The organism is Sphingobacterium sp. UBA5996, assembly GCF_002429765.1.
Taxonomy (GTDB): Bacteria; Bacteroidota; Bacteroidia; order Sphingobacteriales; family Sphingobacteriaceae; genus Sphingobacterium.
The window spans coordinates 110,430-128,296 of sequence record NZ_DJAS01000023.1; the positions used below are offsets into that span (position 1 = coordinate 110,430).

Here is a 17,867-nt window from a genome sequence, read left to right on the forward strand (position 1 = left end):
CTATGTTAATAGCTTCAGTATAGTAAAATGCAGTACTATGAGCACCCTTGGGTTGCATGGACTGGTGAAAAATAAAAAAATAACAGGATGAAAAAAAGATATATATTACCCTTTGTTTTGTTGGCGTTGTCTTCATGTACCAAAGATTTCTTAAATCAGAAAAACCCCAATGCTGTCACAATCGATGATTATTTCAAATCGGAAAATGATGTGCTTTTGGCCGTCAATGGGCTCTACCAGTCACTTCGTTCGGGGAGTACACTTGGGGAATCGAGTACATTATATAACGAGGAACGTTCTGATAATAGTGGACGTAATGATAATCAATCCAATGCCGGGGAGCCTTTCCAATTCAATGACTTTTCGTTGCTACCAAGCAATACCTACCTCAAGACACATTGGTCGGCTATGTACGCCGCAATCAGTCGCTGTAATGTTGTTATCTCGCATGTGGACGATGTGACCTTTACTAGTGCAGAATTAAAAGGACGTTATATTGCGGAAGCAAAATTTGTACGTGCATTATTATATTTCCACATGGTACGTAAATTCGGAGATATTCCATTAGCTACAACACAGGTGATAAGTAAAGAGCAAGCAAATGAATTGGCTTTTCGGCAGAAAGAATCAATTGTTTACGAGCAGATCATTAAAGATTTGACCGAGGCATTGTCCAGCAATCTTCCCAATACACAAAAAGATTATGTCATTGGCAGAGCGTCTAAAGCGGCCGTCAATGCGATTTTGGGACAAGTATATCTGACTTTGGGCGCTACGCAGACATCGGGGAGTGCGGAAAATTTTGCGAAAGCAGAGCAGTACCTCAATGCGGCTTACCAAATGCGTACTTTCGGCAAACTAAACGAAATTCCTTATGCCGATGTTTTCGATGTGACCAAGAAAAATAGTTGTAAAGAACTTGTTTTTCAGATTCAGTACAAACAAGGAGACCAAAACTATAGTTCAAGTATTGCCCGTAACTACCAAGCGCGGGGGGAGACCATCAATTCACGCTACAATTCGACGGGTGCTGGTGAAGTGGCAAAACTCGATTTGGTCAAAGATTACGAACAAAGCGATATCCGAAAAGATTTCTCCGTAAAGTTTGCCGCGAATACGCAAGTTAACGATTGGTTTGTAACCAAATTTAGGGATAATAGTGACGGGGCAGGTACCAATGGTTGGGGAGGAAACGATTGGATCTTGATCCGTTACGCCGATGTCATGCTGTTATTGGCAGAAGCAAAATATCGCTTGGGCAAAGATGCTGAAGCTATTGTGCTGTTAGATGAAGTACGTGAGCGTGCAGGGTTGCCATCTTATGCAACAGCTATGCTGAATACGAGCTATCGTAGTAAATATCCAACCTTGAAAGAGGCCATATTGCATGAACGCCGTGTGGAACTGGCATTTGAAAACCAACGCTGGTTTGATTTGATCCGTAATTATAATGCGCAGGAACTGGTGACTTATTTTAAGACCAAAAGCCAGGCTGACTACGGCAATGCCAAAATCTCCAATATATCCACAAAAGATCGATACTATCCAATTCCTTTTGATGAATATAAACTGGATCCGGCGCGCATGTATCAAAACCCAGGATATTAATTGAATAGTACACACAAGGTCGGTAGATTAGCTGTCTACTGACCTTGCTTAATTTAGAACGATGGTCTTTCCTGCTGTAGCCGATCGTTTTGCAGCTTCCAGAATCTCGACTACGACGACATTATTATTAATTGATCCGAGATCATTTTCTGGGATTATTTTATGTTTCAAGACCTGTTCAAGGTAAGCAATGTGATGCTCAAAGTAAGGAATTGTCGTCGGTATATCCGTAGGCGGACCATTTTGTTGCGTGTATTTTAGGAGCTCCTTATCGTTTTTGGCATAGAGCTGGGCTTTTGTACCAAAGATCTGCAGATCTTTAACACTATATGGCCAAGCCCAGGAAGCTTGGATAATGCCTGTACTGCCATCTCGATAGTTAAGAATAATAGTGGCGTTGTCGTCGACCTTAGGATAGACTTTCGGTTTTAACTGTTGTGTGAATGCTGTGACGGAAATTGGTTTTTCGCCATTTTTGAGCCAGGTCATGAGATTGGCACCATAGCAGCCAAAATCCATGATTGCACCCCCACCATTTTTTTTCGGATCAGTGAGCCAATCCAAAAAGTAATCGCTGCATCCTATTTCCTTGGGACCTTCGTGTCCGTCTTTTACAAGCATACGTGTGATTTGTCCAACTTCACCTTTGTCCACCAATTCCTTCAGTTTCTGATTGCTTTTATACCACGTCGTTTCATAATTTACCAAAAAGGGAGTCTCAAACTGTTTGGATAAATGTGCGATCCGTTTTGCATCGTATAAAGTGGTTGCGAGGGGTTTCTCCACCATCACAGGGATTTTCAGCGGGAGGCAGGCCTCTGCCACATGGATATGCTCATCGGTGGGATTGTAAGCCAACACCGCATCCGGTGTAACATGCGCCAATAAACTGTGTAAATCTTGATGGAAGAGGGCGGCGGGTAGATTATATTGCGTTTGTATCTTTTTCGATAACGTTTTATTTGACTCAGCAATACCAATAATATCCACTTTTTTATCCTTATATAAATTGAGCAGCAAGAATACATGGTCATGGTTAAGTCCCGCTACAGCCACTTTGAGTCGTTCACTCGCTAGCGCAGCTTGATGGAATAATATAATAAGCAGGAAAGTTATTCTGATCAGATGCTTCATCATGTTAAGTTTAGTTCTTATAAATAGAATGATTTGTTATGAGGATGTCCTTTGTAGATCCAGGTGATCTTGCGATGAGATCGGATGATTTCGGCAACGATGTCAAAATACGTTTCTCCTTGGCCGGCTTTTAGCTCTTCCAGTTTCCTTTGAAAATGTGTTTGATTAAAAGGCGAACCTGCCCCGAGTTTTTGCTGATAATACGCCAAAGTTGTTTCGGTACCCAAAGATGCGCTGCTATGGGCAATATCTTTCCAAACAATAGCATGTGAGGCGGCGTCTTTAAACCTGCCAAATCCACCGTACAGTAAATCGTCAAAGCCGTCTAGACTTCCTATCTTCCAGTTTTCAAAAGACATGTAAACTGTATTGATTTCATCGAAAAAGCCGGCAATGTTGTTGATCCTAATGCCGTCAATCATAGCGATACCAAGATCAGGATTACCGCCCACAAGCTGCTTGAAATCCGTCCAAAGATCCTTTCTAAGAATAGCTGAGCCATCTTCTTTATCTTGCCATCTTTTCACAAATTGCACAAGCGCAGTTCGATTTTTACTTAGGTTACCGATTAATGAATACAGAAATGTGTTCACTTCAACGCTATCGGAATCGTTTACCAAAAGATGAGCTAGCGTACCTACAATTTTTCTTTCATCTGTTTTCATCTCTATTCGTATTGTTCCGAAAATTGATTTCCCGTGTCAGCAGCATTAAAAATGCTGTCTAGAAAGCCCGGTTTCGGCCCGCAAATGCAGGACTTTTTTTCACTTCCGGCTTATAATTCCATGAAGTTACATAATATCACGATTCTTTTATTATAAACTCTCTTGACGAATTGTAAAGCTATATTTATCAGTCGGATTGATGTTTTTAGCGGTGAGTTTAATGCGATAAAGTTCCTTCCCCCATACCTGATTCAGCCTGGAGTCCTCCTGTGGAATGACATCGAAGCTGGCAGTGAACTGTGCAGGATCGAAATACAAAGTTGCGCCTACATTTTTTAGACTGATGGCTCCGTTCCCTATTTTTGGTTCCCGTGCAACCAGAAAATGAATGATATTAGCCTGCTTAGGATCAATAATTTTAAACTCATCCTGAATATCCAATCCTTTTTGCGAAAGTGTGTAACTTCTCTTCCAGTATGTGATGTTGGCTGATTTTGGATAAGCTTTTCCAATATCAAGCTGGAATCTATTTTGATCAGGCATAAATACGACATTTTCGGCTTTATATTCCTTTCCAAAGGATTGATCCGTTCCATTGATCGCCGGAACGTTGTGGTACGCACTCTGCATAGTCCAGATGCTGTATCTGTCGGCACTAAATGTTTTTTTTGTATAGGTGCCAACACCCGCATCAATGAATAATGGCTGTTGATCCTGATACAAAATGAAATTTCCAACATCATTATGATTGTGGCTTTCGTTGTTGAAACCACCTTTCGCAGCAAAGAAAAATGGCGCCTTTTTCAGGTAAATGAATTGTGTTTCGGGATACCATTTAAAATTGTTGTGTGGGAGGGCAGCTGTAATATCTTCCAGCTGCGGATAGCATCGGAGGTCTTCGAAGACACGGAAAATATCTCTTGTGGGTTTGAAATTTAAGCTTCTGTCACCAAGTCTTTCCATATATCGGGCAAATTGCATCATCTCGCTGCTGTTGACGTCCCTTCCGTAGCGGTAAATCAGTAATGGATCGCTGGCACTTTTGGCAGAGGCATCTGCAAAATTGACGACCCATTTATCACCACCAATATAGGATTGCGCAATGTATTCGCCCATATCACGAATAATAGGTTGATCAAAAATAGTGATTTTACCCTTGGTAGCTAATGCAAGTATTTTTAGGTAATCGTAAAGCTTGCCTGCAGCATGCCCCCAATAGGAAGGGCCCTCTTCACAAGCCCCATCTGTCTTGACATAATTGATGAAGCGATCCACAGAAGACATCGTTTTATAGATTCCTGCAAGTTGTATGTCGGGATTATCCTCAACCAAAAGTAGGGCTGTCAGGACGTTAAAATTGCACCATGGGTTCCAATTATTGACCAATTGTCCTTCTTTAAGTTCAAATGCCTGCCACCACATATCGTTCCGGTCTAGGTAGGGTTGTATGATGCGTAGTTGAATCTGTTGTTTTAAACGGATGCTGATTGCTGGATTTATTTGATTGAATGTATCGCGAAAGAAATAATGAATCCAGCTCAAAAGAGATCCAATATCACCGGCCATCAGATCGACCACTGCTGTGCGCTCTTGCGGCAACGACCGTTTGCTGGACTGAAAGGCACCAAGGTGGGCTGAGAGAGACCATGTTGCCATTTCTGTCAGTTGCCAACTGCCGTTCAGGATTTGATCCACATACCGTCCTTTTCCCTCAGCAAGTTCTGCTAGCAGCAGATTGGTCAACGCGGTGCAATTTTCATTCAGTGGTTTTTCCATTATACTGCGGTTGCCTGAGCGCTCGTATTCAAGATAGTCGGTTGCTTTGACTACCTGCCATTGATAGGACAGAGCCTCGTTCCCCTTTTTTATGATGCGGTCTCTAAAAGGAGCCGTCAGCTTATTCCAGGCTACCCGATCGGAATAAGACGGATAGGGCACCCATGATTTGTCATTCCCTATATTGGCTTTCAGGTGCTCTAGCTTAAAAGCTCCTGTCAATAGGTTCAGATCTTTTCCTTGTAGCGTTTGGAAAAACACGCTGAAAAGAGAGCATAATAGAATGAAATGAATTTTCATGATTACAAGTCTTAATTTGGTGGTATTAGCGGCCAGTAGATTTTAGTTTTAATTGGATTTGAAAAAATGAATTTCTATAGCGTGAATTTACAGTATTACCAAACATCCTCAATAACATTTTCCCGAAATCGTTTTCGTGTGCGCTGTCCTGAACAGGCAGTGCTTAGGATGTCTTTACGTTGTGGCCGATGAAAGCAATGGAAAGACCAAATGTAAAATGAACTGGATCTTTTGCTGACAATGAGCTGGATGATAGCTTCTGATCTCGGCCAATTGACCGAATTTTAAGTATTTTTCACTATAACGTAGTTATTAACAAAAAGTCTGTTCATTATAAGTAAATTAACAAGCTTATTAACATTTTTTTTGTATTGCCTTCCATAACGTTGACTACCTTGGTAAAATAAGATAGAATAAATGTTTTTAACAAAAAGGCCATTCTATATGAGTGTATTAACATGTTTATTAACAATTATTAGGATGTTTTTTTACAACGTTCATTGCAGATTAGATCCAAGTAAAAGTTTCCCGATAAATTAACATTTTGATAATCTACGGGGGCTATCTTTGTCAAGTGAACACTACCGAAGCCAAATTTGATAACCACCATGTGCTGCGCTTTAAAGAAGGTGACCCCATGGCCTTTGCCTATTTCTTTGAGCAGTATTGGGAGGGGCTATACATCGTCGCTTATCGGCATCTTCAAGAGGAGGCTCAGGCTAAAGATCTTGTGCAGGAAGTTTTTATTCATATTTGGGAAAAACGATTGCTCATCAATAGTGAATACGATTCCATAAAATTCTATCTCCATAAAGCACTCAAAAACAAAATTCTAAATTACTACGCTACTGAACGTGTTCGAAAACAAGCATTGGAAAAATCCATGGAGAAAATGGATATATTTTCCAATTTAGACAGTCACGCTTTTGCTAGGTATCAAGCCTTGGAAGCAATTGTGGATGATTCGATTGAAAAACTACCTAAATTGATGAAGGCCGTTTACTTGATGCGGGCTGACAATTATTCAATCACTCAAATTGCCGTTGAGCTCAATCTCGCAGAACAGACTGTTAAAAACTATCTGTCGGAAGCCAAAAAGATCATGCGCCGTGAATTAACGCGAAGATTTGCAGACCACGATCCTATATTTTTATTGCTTATCGGTAGTTGTTTTCTTCATCATTATTTAATATAAACAACATATTTAATTAAAGTACTTTCGATGTTCTGACCTGTATTAGTATAAAATTATTGCAGGTGGATTTAGAACGCTTTAAACTTATCATAACGGATTACCTTGGCGGAAAGTTGACCGACCAGGAGAAGCAACATGTGGACGACTGGTATGAGTCCATCTCAAATGAAGACAGTAAGCCCTTTGCTGATGATAGTCACAGGGATAGGATCAAACGTGAATTATTGCTGCGTATGGAGGGAGTTGCTCCATCGCTCAAGGCCAAAAAGAAGACGGTCAGAAAATTCACCTGGCTATCTTCAGCAGCGGCGGCTTTGATACTGTTTAGCTGCAGCCTGCTATTGCTACAGCGTAACCCAGGGATCCTATCTCGAAAAGAAGTAGAAACAGCTGCATTGCTTACTGAAAAGGGGACAAGGGCAGGAGAATTGAGAGAAATTCAGCTACCAGATGGAACATCTATCTTTTTAAACGGAAATACACGTATCCGCTACGACCGTAAAAGCTTTGCGTCAAATAGAACATTGTTGTTAGATCAGGGGGAAGCATTCTTTCGGGTCAGAAGGGATACTTTGCATCCATTTAAGATCGAAACCGGCGGCGTTTCTGTTGCCGTTCTTGGAACATCGTTCAATGTCAATAAATCAATGTATACCAAACATGTCACTATAGAGGTTAAAACCGGGCGTGTGCGTGTTTCAAGTGAAAAAAATGGGGAAAACCATATTCTTACGCGCGGTAAGGCCATCAGGTATAGCCTTACTAAAAATCATTTTGAAACTTTCGATAAAGATCCGGCATTGATCAATCTTTGGACACAGGGCAGCATAGTCGTGAATGACGTTGGCTTTGAGGAGCTTAAAGAGTTGATATATCGTCGATTTGGAGCTGTTCTACTTACCGACAATCTGAATACCGATTCATTCAACTATTCGCTGATGATACCTCAAGTACAATCATTGGATCAGGTGCTGACTATCGTTTGCAATATTCATCAAATCAAATTTAGGAGGGAGAAAAATGAAATAATCTTGTACAAATAAGCTGTAAGGAGCAGATCAGCATACGTTATCTGCTCAAGAAAAGTGCTCATCTGGCAAACCGCTAAATCAACCAGTGAGCACCTGAATATTCTTGTTTAAAACAATCATACAAATATATGTATAAAATAATTAAGCTTACCGGCCTTGCCACCAAGCTTGCGCTTTGCTCCTTGGTGTCTTGTGCTGTAGTCGACAGCCAGGCCAGGGTACTGGATAGGGGCAGCGCCGCACATTGGGATACGATCAATATCCATCTCTTGAATGGTAATGCCGCTCAGGCGATAGCACAGCTTTCAAAAGAAACAGGTCAAGCCATTGGCTATGATAGAAAAATGCTACAGCTAGAGCGAATTTCAATTGCACAAAAGACATTTCAGCATGCGAGTTTCGAGGAAGTTCTTGCGTATATCCTGAAAGGAACAAACATTCAATCAAAAAGAGTGTTAGGAGGTGTCGTACTTGTTAAAAATGGGAATAAACAAGAGCTGTATGACTTGAAGTTACAGTTGGTCGATCGCACCAAACAGCCAATTCGCGGAGCCTCTGTGCGTATCCCGCTCACGGGAGAAAGTGCTTTGTCTAATGCAGATGGTGAAGTAACCATCAAATTGGCTGCGGGCGTGTACAATGTACTGATATCCCACATTGGCTATGAACTGAAAGAATTGACTGGTCTGAAGCTCGATGCCGGTGCAGCAGCTGTACGTCAAGTGATCTTAAATGAAGATGACAACGAGCTGGATGAGGTCGTTGTGACGGCGTTGGGCATCAAACGTCAGGACCGCTCATTGGGTTATTCCGTTGGTAAAATCAAAGGTGAGGACATCAATCGCGTCAATAACGATAATTTTTTGGTTGGTATGGCAGGTAAAGTGCCCGGCGTATCGATTAGCGCGACAGGGCCCACTGGCTCAAGCGTGAATATGGTGATTCGTGGAGCGTCATCGCTGAGTACAGACAACCAGCCGCTGTTTGTAGTGGATGGTGTACCCTTGATGAACAGTTTAAATAATATCGGTCAGATCGGTGATGATAATAAAGTCGATTATGGTAATGCAATTGCCAATATCAATCCCGAAGATATCGACAATATTTCTATCTTGAAAGGACCTAGCGCAGCCGCGCTTTACGGCTCACGCGCAGGGAATGGCGTGGTGCTGATCACCACCAAAAGTGGCAAAAATGCAGAGAAGATGACAATTGCCGTTACAAGTAATACGGTATTTGATATTCCTTATAAATTTATTGAATTGCATAACAAATTTGCTAGTGGTACTTTACCGTGGAGACCCGGTGATCTACTAGGTAATTTGGTGATCGAGGAAGAATCGAGTGTAATGGTTGGACCAGCGCTGGATAAGGGCTATAAAGCTGTGCAATGGAATAGCCCCCTTGATGAAAATGGAAAGCCGATCCCGACCGAATTAAAAGCATACCCAGATAATATCAAAAACTTTGTTCAAACAGGGATTACGAGTACCAACGGGATTTCCTTGAGCAACAGAAGTGAAAAACTGGATTATCGTTTCTCTTATTCCAATATGGCCAATAAAGGAATTATCCCCAATTCGGACCTGTTCAGAAATACCTTGAATGTTAATTCAACCATGCGCCTTCGCAACAGCCTGACATTGGGACTAGCATTGGATGCCAGTAGAAATAACGCCAACAATAGGCCCGCAGGAAACCGAGGAACCAATCCGATGCAAGCGGCCTATGAAGTTGCTCCACATATCAATATACTAGACTTGCAGGATTATTGGCTGCCGGGACAGGAACAGATTCAACAGCGCTCGCAGTCTATCGGTAACCATAACAATCCCTATTTTCTTGCTTATGGGGTGAACAATGCATTTACGAGAGACCGGATCTTTGGCAACCTGAGGTTGGATTGGGCTATCAAAAAAGACTGGACTGCAATGCTTCGGTATGCAACAGATATTTATTGGGAAAATAGGGAGACGAAAATCCCTTACAGTTACACCAACGAACCGAGAGGGGCATACGGTATTGTCAATTTAATGAATATGGAGCAGAATATCGACTTTCTGACAACTTACACCAAAAAATTGGATGCTTTTCAGGTTACAGGCTCATTGGGTGGAAATCTGCGCTATAACCGAGGAAAATCGGTGCAAAACACGTCAAAAAATGGCGCTGGACTCATCACACCGGGGCTCTATACATTGGCTAATATCAGTCCACTCAATCTGGATTTTTACAGCACAATTTCTGAAAGAGCCATAAACAGTGTTTATGGACTGATCAATCTAAGTTATCGGGATATGGTTTACCTCGATGTAACCGGGCGCAACGACTGGTCTAGTACCTTACCTGTGAACAATCGGTCCTATTTCTATCCTTCGGCCTCCTTGAGTGTACTGGCCAACCAAGTGTTTTCTTTACCGAAAACAATCAATTTAGCAAAATTGAGAGCAGGTATTGCACGTGTTGGAAATGACACGTATCCCTACAATCTTTCCAACGTCTTGAGCAACCCTGGTAGCTGGGGTGACGTATTACGGCTAACACGTTCGGGTTCACTTCTGGTTCCCAATCTGAAGCCCGAAATTGCAACATCTTACGAGTTTGGCCTGGATCTGGGTATGTGGAATAATCGACTCAAGTTTGAGGGAACCTATTACAAACTGGAAAACAAAAACCAAATTATTTCGACAACGCTTCCGGGTTCAAGCGGCTTCAACTCCAAAAATATCAATGCCGGTTTGTTGAGTAGCCGAGGTATTGAACTGGCAGTATCTGGACGGCCTATTGCCAAGGAAAATTGGACATGGGATATTGGTGTCAATTGGCACCGCAATCGTACTCGTATCGACAAACTCTCTGAAGGAGTAGAATTTTATACGTTTTGGACCGACGGCCGCGGTGGCGCACGTGCCTACGTGGGGGAAGAGATCGGGGATCTATACGATTCTAAGTTAGTGACTGTGGAGGATCAGTCATCACCTTATTATGGTTTTCCTATTCTTAATAAAAATGGTTCGTGGCAGGCGGTAAGGATAAACAATAGCCGCAATAAAATCGGGAATTTCAATCCAGATTTCACCATGGGTCTGCAGTCAAGTCTTCGCTATAAAAAATGGACGATGAATATCGCCGCAGATATGCGTTTTGGAGGAAAGTTCATGTCCCAGACCTATCGCTATTTCGAATCTAACTTGACGACGCAACGCTTTCTTGACCAGATGATCAATCCTAATGGAATGACCGGCGAAACGTTACGGAACTACTTGGTTGATAATGATCTTGTCCGTGTGCAAGGAAACCGCTATCCCATTGTTGGTGGACCTGGTGAAGAGTATGGCGGTTATCCTATCAGCGTAGGAGGCCTAGTTGGAAATTTTGGGGTGTTTAATCCCGGTGTTATCGCGCAATATGATACGAAAGGCAATGTAACAGGGTATACAGAAAATCTAGGCGCCGAGGGAACAAAATATATCGCTTATTCGGACAATTATCCTTGGGATTTTATGAACGCTGCAACATTTGATGCCTCTTTTATTAAGCTTCGGGAACTGTCCTTTAGCTATGATTTATCGGGAAAATGGCTGAAACGTGTTGGGATCGAAAATGGTAGTGTTGGCGTTTATACCCGTAACCTGATTTTATGGACTAAAGCGAAAGTGGGTATAGATCCGGAAATGGCCTTTCAGCCGGAAACTGGTATTGGATTCAAGCAGGGGATTGAACGCTATAACGTTACCCCTTGGTCCATGCCTATTGGATTTAAAGTAAATGTGACATTTTAATACACGACATAAATGAAAAATCAGTTGAAGCGCTTTACCATGGCGTTAGTGGGCCTTGGAATCGTATGGAATATTTCAGCTTGTAAAGATCTGACCGAACTTAATATTAATCCGAATGGGGTAAGTGAAGAGGATGCAAATCCCAATCTTTTATTGCCAACAATATTAACAGGGGCGGCAAAGAAATATAATGAACTAAGTTTCTCAGATCTTGGCGGAGTGATGCAGCATACGCAATTAGATGCCTGGTTCAATTCACATAATGATTATGAATGGACTGGGGGAATTTTGAGCTGGGATGCTTATTATGGCTTTTTACGGGACAATGAGCTTATGCGCAGACGAGCGGAGAAATTAGGACTGGATTTCCATAAAGGAGTTTCGTTGGTGATGCGCGCCTATTTATTTGGACTGGTGAGTGATCTTTGGGGGGATGCGCCTTATACCGACGCGTTAAAGGCGGAACTCGGAGATGCAGTATATAATTTTCCGAAATATGACGGCCAGGAAGTTATTTACAGCGGTATAATCGACGAATTGTTACAGGCTAATGAAATCCTATCGCGGCCTGATGCCTCTTATGAGGTGCTAGCCAATGCGGATGTGTATTTTGGAGGTAAGGCTTCTAAATGGCGGCGATTTGCCAACTCGTTAGCTTTGCGGTATTACATGCGTCTTTCGGAAAAGTCTCCGGCTTTTGCCAAACAGGGTATTGAAAGTATGCTTGCCAATACAGACAAATTTCCATTAATTACTAGTTCGACGGATGATGTACTCATGGATTTTGTTGGAAATAATGCGAATGATTCCTGGCCTTCCAATACGTTGTATGATGCCAGCGGCAGTAATTTTAGACGAATGAAAATGTGTGCAACATTGGTCGATCGACTACAGGAGCTTGGCGACCCTCGTCTAATGGTTTGGGCAAGAAAAATTGATATCCCCATTGAGATCCGCAGTAGTGAACCCTCAGGGACAGATAAGATCGTCAACGGTGTTCGTATTGTGTCGCCTGACATAGTCAAAGGGGTACCTGTTGATACAGACAAAGAATATGTTGGATTGCCGCCAAGTGTTTCTAAAAATCCCTCGGCTTACAACCTTAATCCGACGCCGGGGCAGACTTCAATCAATCCACATGTTTCTTACCTAAATGATAGCTATCGCTCGGCAAAAGGAGGTTTATTGAAGGCGAGACTACTTTCGGCTTCAGAAGTAAATTTCATTTTAGCGGAGGCCGCCTGGAAAGGATGGAAGATGCCTGAGGCAGCTAAAACCTATTATGAGCGTGCCATTCAAGAATCTTTGACCAGTTGGGGTAAGGCAACAGAATATTCCAATTATATCCGTCAGAAAGGGGTAATTTTTGAAAATAGCCAAGCGCAAATTATTGAACAAAAATGGATCGCAAGCTGGTCTACTGCCGCACAATCGTGGTTTGATTATAGAAGGACGGGATATCCTGCACTCAAAGCAGGGCCCGCAGCTATTCGTACACAACTTCCTGTGCGTGTGCCTTATATGCAAACCGAAATGAGTGTGAATCAAAAAAATGCAGAAGAGGCCTTAAAGCGTATTGAAAAGACAGCATATTCACAGGCAGATAATGAAAATAGTGCATGGTCAAAAACTTGGTTACTACAAGGAACTAATAAGCCATGGTAAGTACTGATCGTAAAATGGAAAGTCAGTAAAACAAGCGGTTCAATCGCTTATAAAATCAATATAAAAATGAAAATAAAACATATTCTACTTGTCATCGGCGTTTGCTGTACTTTATTTGAAGCAAAAAGCCAGACCGCCAACGCGTATAAACAGCCAGACCGGATTACATTGACCTGGTCCGATGATCCCAGCCACACGCAGTCTGTTTCGTGGCGTGTCAATGCCGATAAGACTAAAATTATTGGTCAGGTTGTTGAAGAACAGCGTAATCCTGAACTTGAAGCAAAAGCGATTTCAGTACAGGGAATAGGAGTGTCTCTCGAGCAAGGGCAACAAGCCGATACCTATGGACAGGTAACCTTCCGTGACCTGAAACCCGGAACCGTCTATGCCTATCGGGTAGGAGATGGCACCATTTGGAGTTCCTGGAATCAATTCAGAACTGCGGAGAATTCTGGCGCCTTTTCGTTTATCTATTTGGGCGATGCGCAGAATGACCTACGGTCACGATGGGCACGTGCCATCCGTCGTGCTTTTCAACAGGAAGCGAATGCTCGCTTTATTGTTCATGCCGGCGACCTGATCAATCGCTCGAATGCCGACGAAGAGTGGGCAGAATGGCATGAGGCCGCAGGATTTATACATCAGCTAATTCCGGCTATCCCAACACCTGGGAATCACGAGTACCGCCGCGACTCGCTTGGCAAACTGGTATTGGATCCGCATTGGAAAGTACAGTTCAACTTGCCTAAGAATGGCCCTGAGAACATGCAGGATGCTGTTTATTATTTGGATTATCAGGATCTGCGAATCATTTCCCTAAATTCTCAATTGATAATGCTAGACTCCACCGCAGCAGCAGTGCAGGAAAAATGGCTGGAGAATGTGTTGTCATCATCACCAAAAAAATGGAACATTGTTGTCATGCACCATCCCGTATACTCTACGGCTAAAAATCGTGACAATACCATCTTGAGAGAACGCTTTAAACCTATTTTTGAGAAATATGGAGTGGATTTGGTCCTTCAGGGACATGATCATACCTATGCACGTGGAGGGCTTGGTAAAAAGCGTCCTATTTACGTTTTATCCGTCGCCGGACCGAAAATGTATGCGTCAGATTCCGAACGCTGGATGGATCGCGCAACCTCACAGACGCAACTATATCAGGTCATTAAACTGAACAACAATAAGCTGTATTTTTCAAGCTACATGCTGAATGGTCAGCTGTTTGATTCTTTTGAAATGACAAAAAAATAGAAGTTTTGAAAAAAGAGCTATATAGCAATGAAAAAGATTTTATTTTCTGCTATCTTACTGAGTATGATAGTGAGTTTGACAACAGCGGTATATGGTCAGTCGGCTGATTTGATTAAAAAGTTAAATCAACAAAGTGTTCACATTGCAGCGCACCGGGGCGCTCATTTGAAACAGCCAGAAAACTCAATTGCTGCGATTGAAGAGGCCATTCGACAAGGAGCTTCCGTCGTAGAGGTCGATGTACGGGCCAGCAAAGACGGTGTACTGGTGCTGATGCATGATAAAACAGTGAACCGTACGACAACGGGACAAGGAGAGGTCGCCAAACATACCTATGCTGAGCTTCAAAAGCTCCACTTACGCACCCAGGCCCATGGAGGAGAATCGGAACATGTGATTCCGACCTTATCAGAAGCTTTGCGTGTAGCAAAGGGTAAAATCCTTGTTGATCTGGATTTTAAGGAGGATCGGAAAGAATTTGTGAAGACAACTTATACGCTTATTGAACAGGAGGGGATGGAAGACCAAGTACTGTTTTTCCTTTACGATTACAAAGACATGCCGAAGACTTACAAACTCAATCCCACGATTACGCTGTTCCCCAGAGCACGTAGCATAGCTGACCTAGCGGCTATACTCAAGATGAAATTAACGACGGTTGTCCATCTTGATGAGTCGTTTATAGAAACCGAAGAACTCGACCAGCTGCGCAAACAGGGTATTTATTTTTGGATGAATAGTTTGGGGGAATATGACGATCAAGCGGCAAAGAGTGGAAGCATGGCTTATCGGTCTTTCTTGGAAAAATATCCGTTTGTGCGTCTCATTCAGACCGACCAGCCAGGTCTGTGGCGTGAAGTGCTCTAAGGGGAATCAAAATTTAACTTGATTATTGATGCTAAATCGTTAATTTAGTGTTTTGGAAACCGGTTGCATAGCCTAGTGATGTGCTAATCCGGGCCATGATAAAGCATAGAAATAGAAAAATAACAATCCACTTATGAAAGTCCGTATATTACTTTTGGCCGCAATGGGAACATTGCTCTGTCCACAACTTCAAGCCCAACAATTTCCGTATAAAAACCGTACTTTACCTACCGAAAAGAGGGTAAGTGATCTATTGGGAAGAATGACTGTGGAGGAGAAGGTCGGGCAGTTGAGTAAATTACTTGGCTGGGAAATGTATACGAAAGATGGAAAGCAGGTAACGATTAGCAATAAACTACGGAAAGCAGCAAAAGAGCAGCATATTGGGTTATTGTGGGCGACATTGCGAGCCGATCCTTGGACACAGAAAACCTTATTGAATGGTTTGAGCCCGGTAGAAGCTGCGCGTGCTACAAATGCGATCCAACGTTATATGGTGGATAGTACACGACTGGGGATTCCGTTATTATTGTCTGAGGAGGCGCCACACGGACATATGGCCATTGGTGCAACCGTTTTCCCTACTGCTATTGGGCAAGCGAGTACCTGGAATCCACAGTTGATTCAGGATATGGCATCGACGATTGCTAAGGAGACCTATGCAGTGGGCGGTAAAAACGGATACGGTCCTGTGCTTGATTTAGCGCGAGATCCCCGTTGGTCACGTACGGAAGAAACTTATGGTGAGGATCCCTACCTAATTGGACAAATGGGAACTGCAATGATCCGTGGTTTTCAGGGCGAGAAGTTAGGGCAACGCGATAAAATAATAGGTACATTAAAGCATTTTGTCGCCTACGCTGCTCCAGATGGAGGACACAATGGCGAGTCCGTATCATTTGGCGAGCGTAGCCTCAGGCAATATTTCCTTCCGCCTTTTGAGCGTGCTGTAAAGTCAGGCGCTGGGTCGGTCATGACTGCATATAACAGTATTGACGGTATTCCTTGTTCAGCCAATCCTTGGTTGTTAAAAGACGTTCTACGTAAAGACTGGGGATTTACCGGTTTTGTTGTGTCGGATTTATTGAGCATATCGGGTCTCAACGGCGGTCACGCTACTGCTGCTACTGGCGAAGATGCTGCTTCGCAAAGTATTCATGCGGGATTGGATGTTGATTTAAGCGGGACTGGCTATGGTTCAAATTTGCTTAAGGCTGTGCGGCAAGGGCTTGTTGAATCTGCTGTTCTCGATACGGCAGTTGCCCGTGTATTGCGGATGAAGTTCAATCTTGGCCTTTTTGATCAACCTTATGTGGATGAGAAATTAGTTGCTCAAAAAGTCGCTACACCACAGCATAAAATGCTTGCGAGGCAAGTAGCCCGCGAGTCGATTGTTTTGCTAAAAAATGATCAGCAACTTCTACCGTTGAGTAAATCGTTGAATCGAATAGCCGTTATAGGTCCTAATGCTGACAATGCTTATAATCAGTTGGGCGATTATACCGCGCCACAGGCCGACGGTAAAATTCAGACCCTCTTAATGGGAATCCGGTCTGCAGTTGGTAAAAGTACCAAAATTGATTATGTTAAAGGCTGTGCAATACGGGATACAAGTCATTCGGATATCGCTGGAGCCGTAGCAGCTGCTAAAGAGGCTGATGCGGTGATTTTAGTTTTAGGAGGTTCAAGCGCACGTGATTTTAAAACCTCCTATCAGGCAACCGGAGCAGCCAATGTGGACCCCAATACCGTGAGTGATATGGAGAGTGGAGAGGGCTTTGACCGCGTTTCGCTAGATATGATGGGCGATCAGATCAAGTTGATGCAGGCAATACAGGCAACAGGAAAACCCGTTGTACTTGTAACAATTATGGGGAGACCGTTAAACCTGAATTGGGCAGCAGAGCATGTGCCTGCGATAGTGAATGCTTGGTATCCAGGACAGGAAGGAGGCTTGGCTATTGCAGATGTCTTGTTTGGCGACTACAATCCCGCAGGAAGATTACCGATTTCAGTACCTCGGTCTGTTGGGCAGCTACCAGTACATTACAATCATACAAAACCGAAACATCACGACTATGTAGAAATGTCGGCCAGTCCATTATATCCGTTTGGCTATGGATTGAGCTACAGCAGTTTTGAGTACTCTAATTTACAGATTTCTTTGAATGAGTCTGCGCATGATTTTACATGTACGGTGTCGTTTGATATTGCTAATACGGGAAAATTGGCTGGCGATGAAGTTGCTCAGTTATATGTGGTGGATGAGGTGAGTTCGGTTGTGACGCCAGTCATGCAATTGAAGCGTTTTGAGCGTCGAAATATTACAGCAGGGAAGAAAGAGAGCTATTCTTTTCAATTGACCAAAGAAGATCTGAAACTCTGGAATGCAAGCAACGAATGGAAGACAGAAAAAGGTAAGTTTAAACTCTTGGTTGGTGCATCTTCGAATGATATACGACTTAAAGGAGAAACGGTTTTAACAAAGGATTATTAAATTCGAAACACGAAATATGACATGGGGCGGTCCAATTTTTTTGGACCGCCCCATTTTTTTTTAATGTTGGTCGTTGAAACTACCTAC

11 protein-coding genes are annotated in these 17,867 nt (G+C 42.8%); 8 read left to right on the top strand and 3 right to left on the bottom strand.

Features of this window, described 5'->3' with window-relative positions:
- Positions 1 to 87 precede the first annotated feature (87 nt).
- On the top strand, positions 88 to 1,608 hold the full coding sequence (locus B3E00_RS17420) for a RagB/SusD family nutrient uptake outer membrane protein (protein WP_209578683.1): 1,521 nt from the start codon (positions 88 to 90) through the stop codon (positions 1,606 to 1,608).
- Positions 1,609 to 1,656: 48 nt separating this feature from the next.
- Here the strand turns inward: B3E00_RS17420 and B3E00_RS17425 are convergent, their stop codons facing one another.
- The 3 genes from B3E00_RS17425 to B3E00_RS17435 form a co-directional block, all read right to left on the bottom strand.
- Entirely contained in the window at positions 1,657 to 2,745 is a 1,089-nt protein-coding gene (locus B3E00_RS17425) for a Gfo/Idh/MocA family protein (RefSeq protein ID WP_293939503.1), read from the bottom strand.
- Positions 2,746 to 2,759: 14 nt separating this feature from the next.
- Positions 2,760 to 3,407, bottom strand: a complete 648-nt coding sequence (locus tag B3E00_RS17430; RefSeq protein ID WP_293939505.1) for a hypothetical protein — start codon at positions 3,405 to 3,407, stop codon at positions 2,760 to 2,762.
- Positions 3,408 to 3,557: 150 nt separating this feature from the next.
- Positions 3,558 to 5,483 (bottom strand): heparinase II/III domain-containing protein, encoded by a 1,926-nt coding sequence (locus tag B3E00_RS17435; protein ID WP_209578682.1) that lies wholly within the window; start codon positions 5,481 to 5,483, stop codon positions 3,558 to 3,560.
- A 574-nt stretch (positions 5,484 to 6,057) separates the two neighbouring features.
- Here B3E00_RS17435 and B3E00_RS17440 point away from each other — a divergent pair.
- The 7 genes from B3E00_RS17440 to B3E00_RS17470 all read left to right on the top strand — a co-directional run bounded on the left by B3E00_RS17440 (position 6,058) and on the right by B3E00_RS17470 (position 17,780).
- Positions 6,058 to 6,678 (top strand): RNA polymerase sigma factor, encoded by a 621-nt coding sequence (locus tag B3E00_RS17440; RefSeq protein WP_209578681.1) that lies wholly within the window; start codon positions 6,058 to 6,060, stop codon positions 6,676 to 6,678.
- 62 nt (positions 6,679 to 6,740) lie between these two features.
- Positions 6,741 to 7,721 (top strand): FecR family protein, encoded by a 981-nt coding sequence (locus B3E00_RS17445; RefSeq protein ID WP_209578680.1) that lies wholly within the window; start codon positions 6,741 to 6,743, stop codon positions 7,719 to 7,721.
- 116 nt (positions 7,722 to 7,837) lie between these two features.
- Positions 7,838 to 11,491: a SusC/RagA family TonB-linked outer membrane protein gene (locus tag B3E00_RS17450; RefSeq protein WP_293939508.1), complete on the top strand. Its 3,654-nt coding sequence runs from the start codon at positions 7,838 to 7,840 to the stop codon at positions 11,489 to 11,491.
- A 12-nt stretch (positions 11,492 to 11,503) separates the two neighbouring features.
- A complete protein-coding gene (locus tag B3E00_RS17455) occupies positions 11,504 to 13,156 on the top strand; it encodes a SusD/RagB family nutrient-binding outer membrane lipoprotein (protein WP_209578678.1) in 1,653 nt (550 codons plus the stop codon).
- 66 nt (positions 13,157 to 13,222) lie between these two features.
- Complete coding sequence (locus tag B3E00_RS17460; protein WP_209578677.1) at positions 13,223 to 14,416, top strand: purple acid phosphatase family protein; 1,194 nt, start codon at positions 13,223 to 13,225, stop codon at positions 14,414 to 14,416.
- Between the two features lie 27 nt (positions 14,417 to 14,443).
- The gene (locus tag B3E00_RS17465; RefSeq protein WP_209578676.1) at positions 14,444 to 15,283 is read left to right on the top strand and encodes a glycerophosphodiester phosphodiesterase family protein; all 840 of its coding nucleotides are present in this window, start codon (positions 14,444 to 14,446) and stop codon (positions 15,281 to 15,283) included.
- Positions 15,284 to 15,416: 133 nt separating this feature from the next.
- Positions 15,417 to 17,780, top strand: coding sequence for a glycoside hydrolase family 3 N-terminal domain-containing protein (locus B3E00_RS17470; protein ID WP_209578675.1), 2,364 nt, complete (start codon positions 15,417 to 15,419; stop codon positions 17,778 to 17,780).
- Positions 17,781 to 17,867 lie beyond the last annotated feature (87 nt).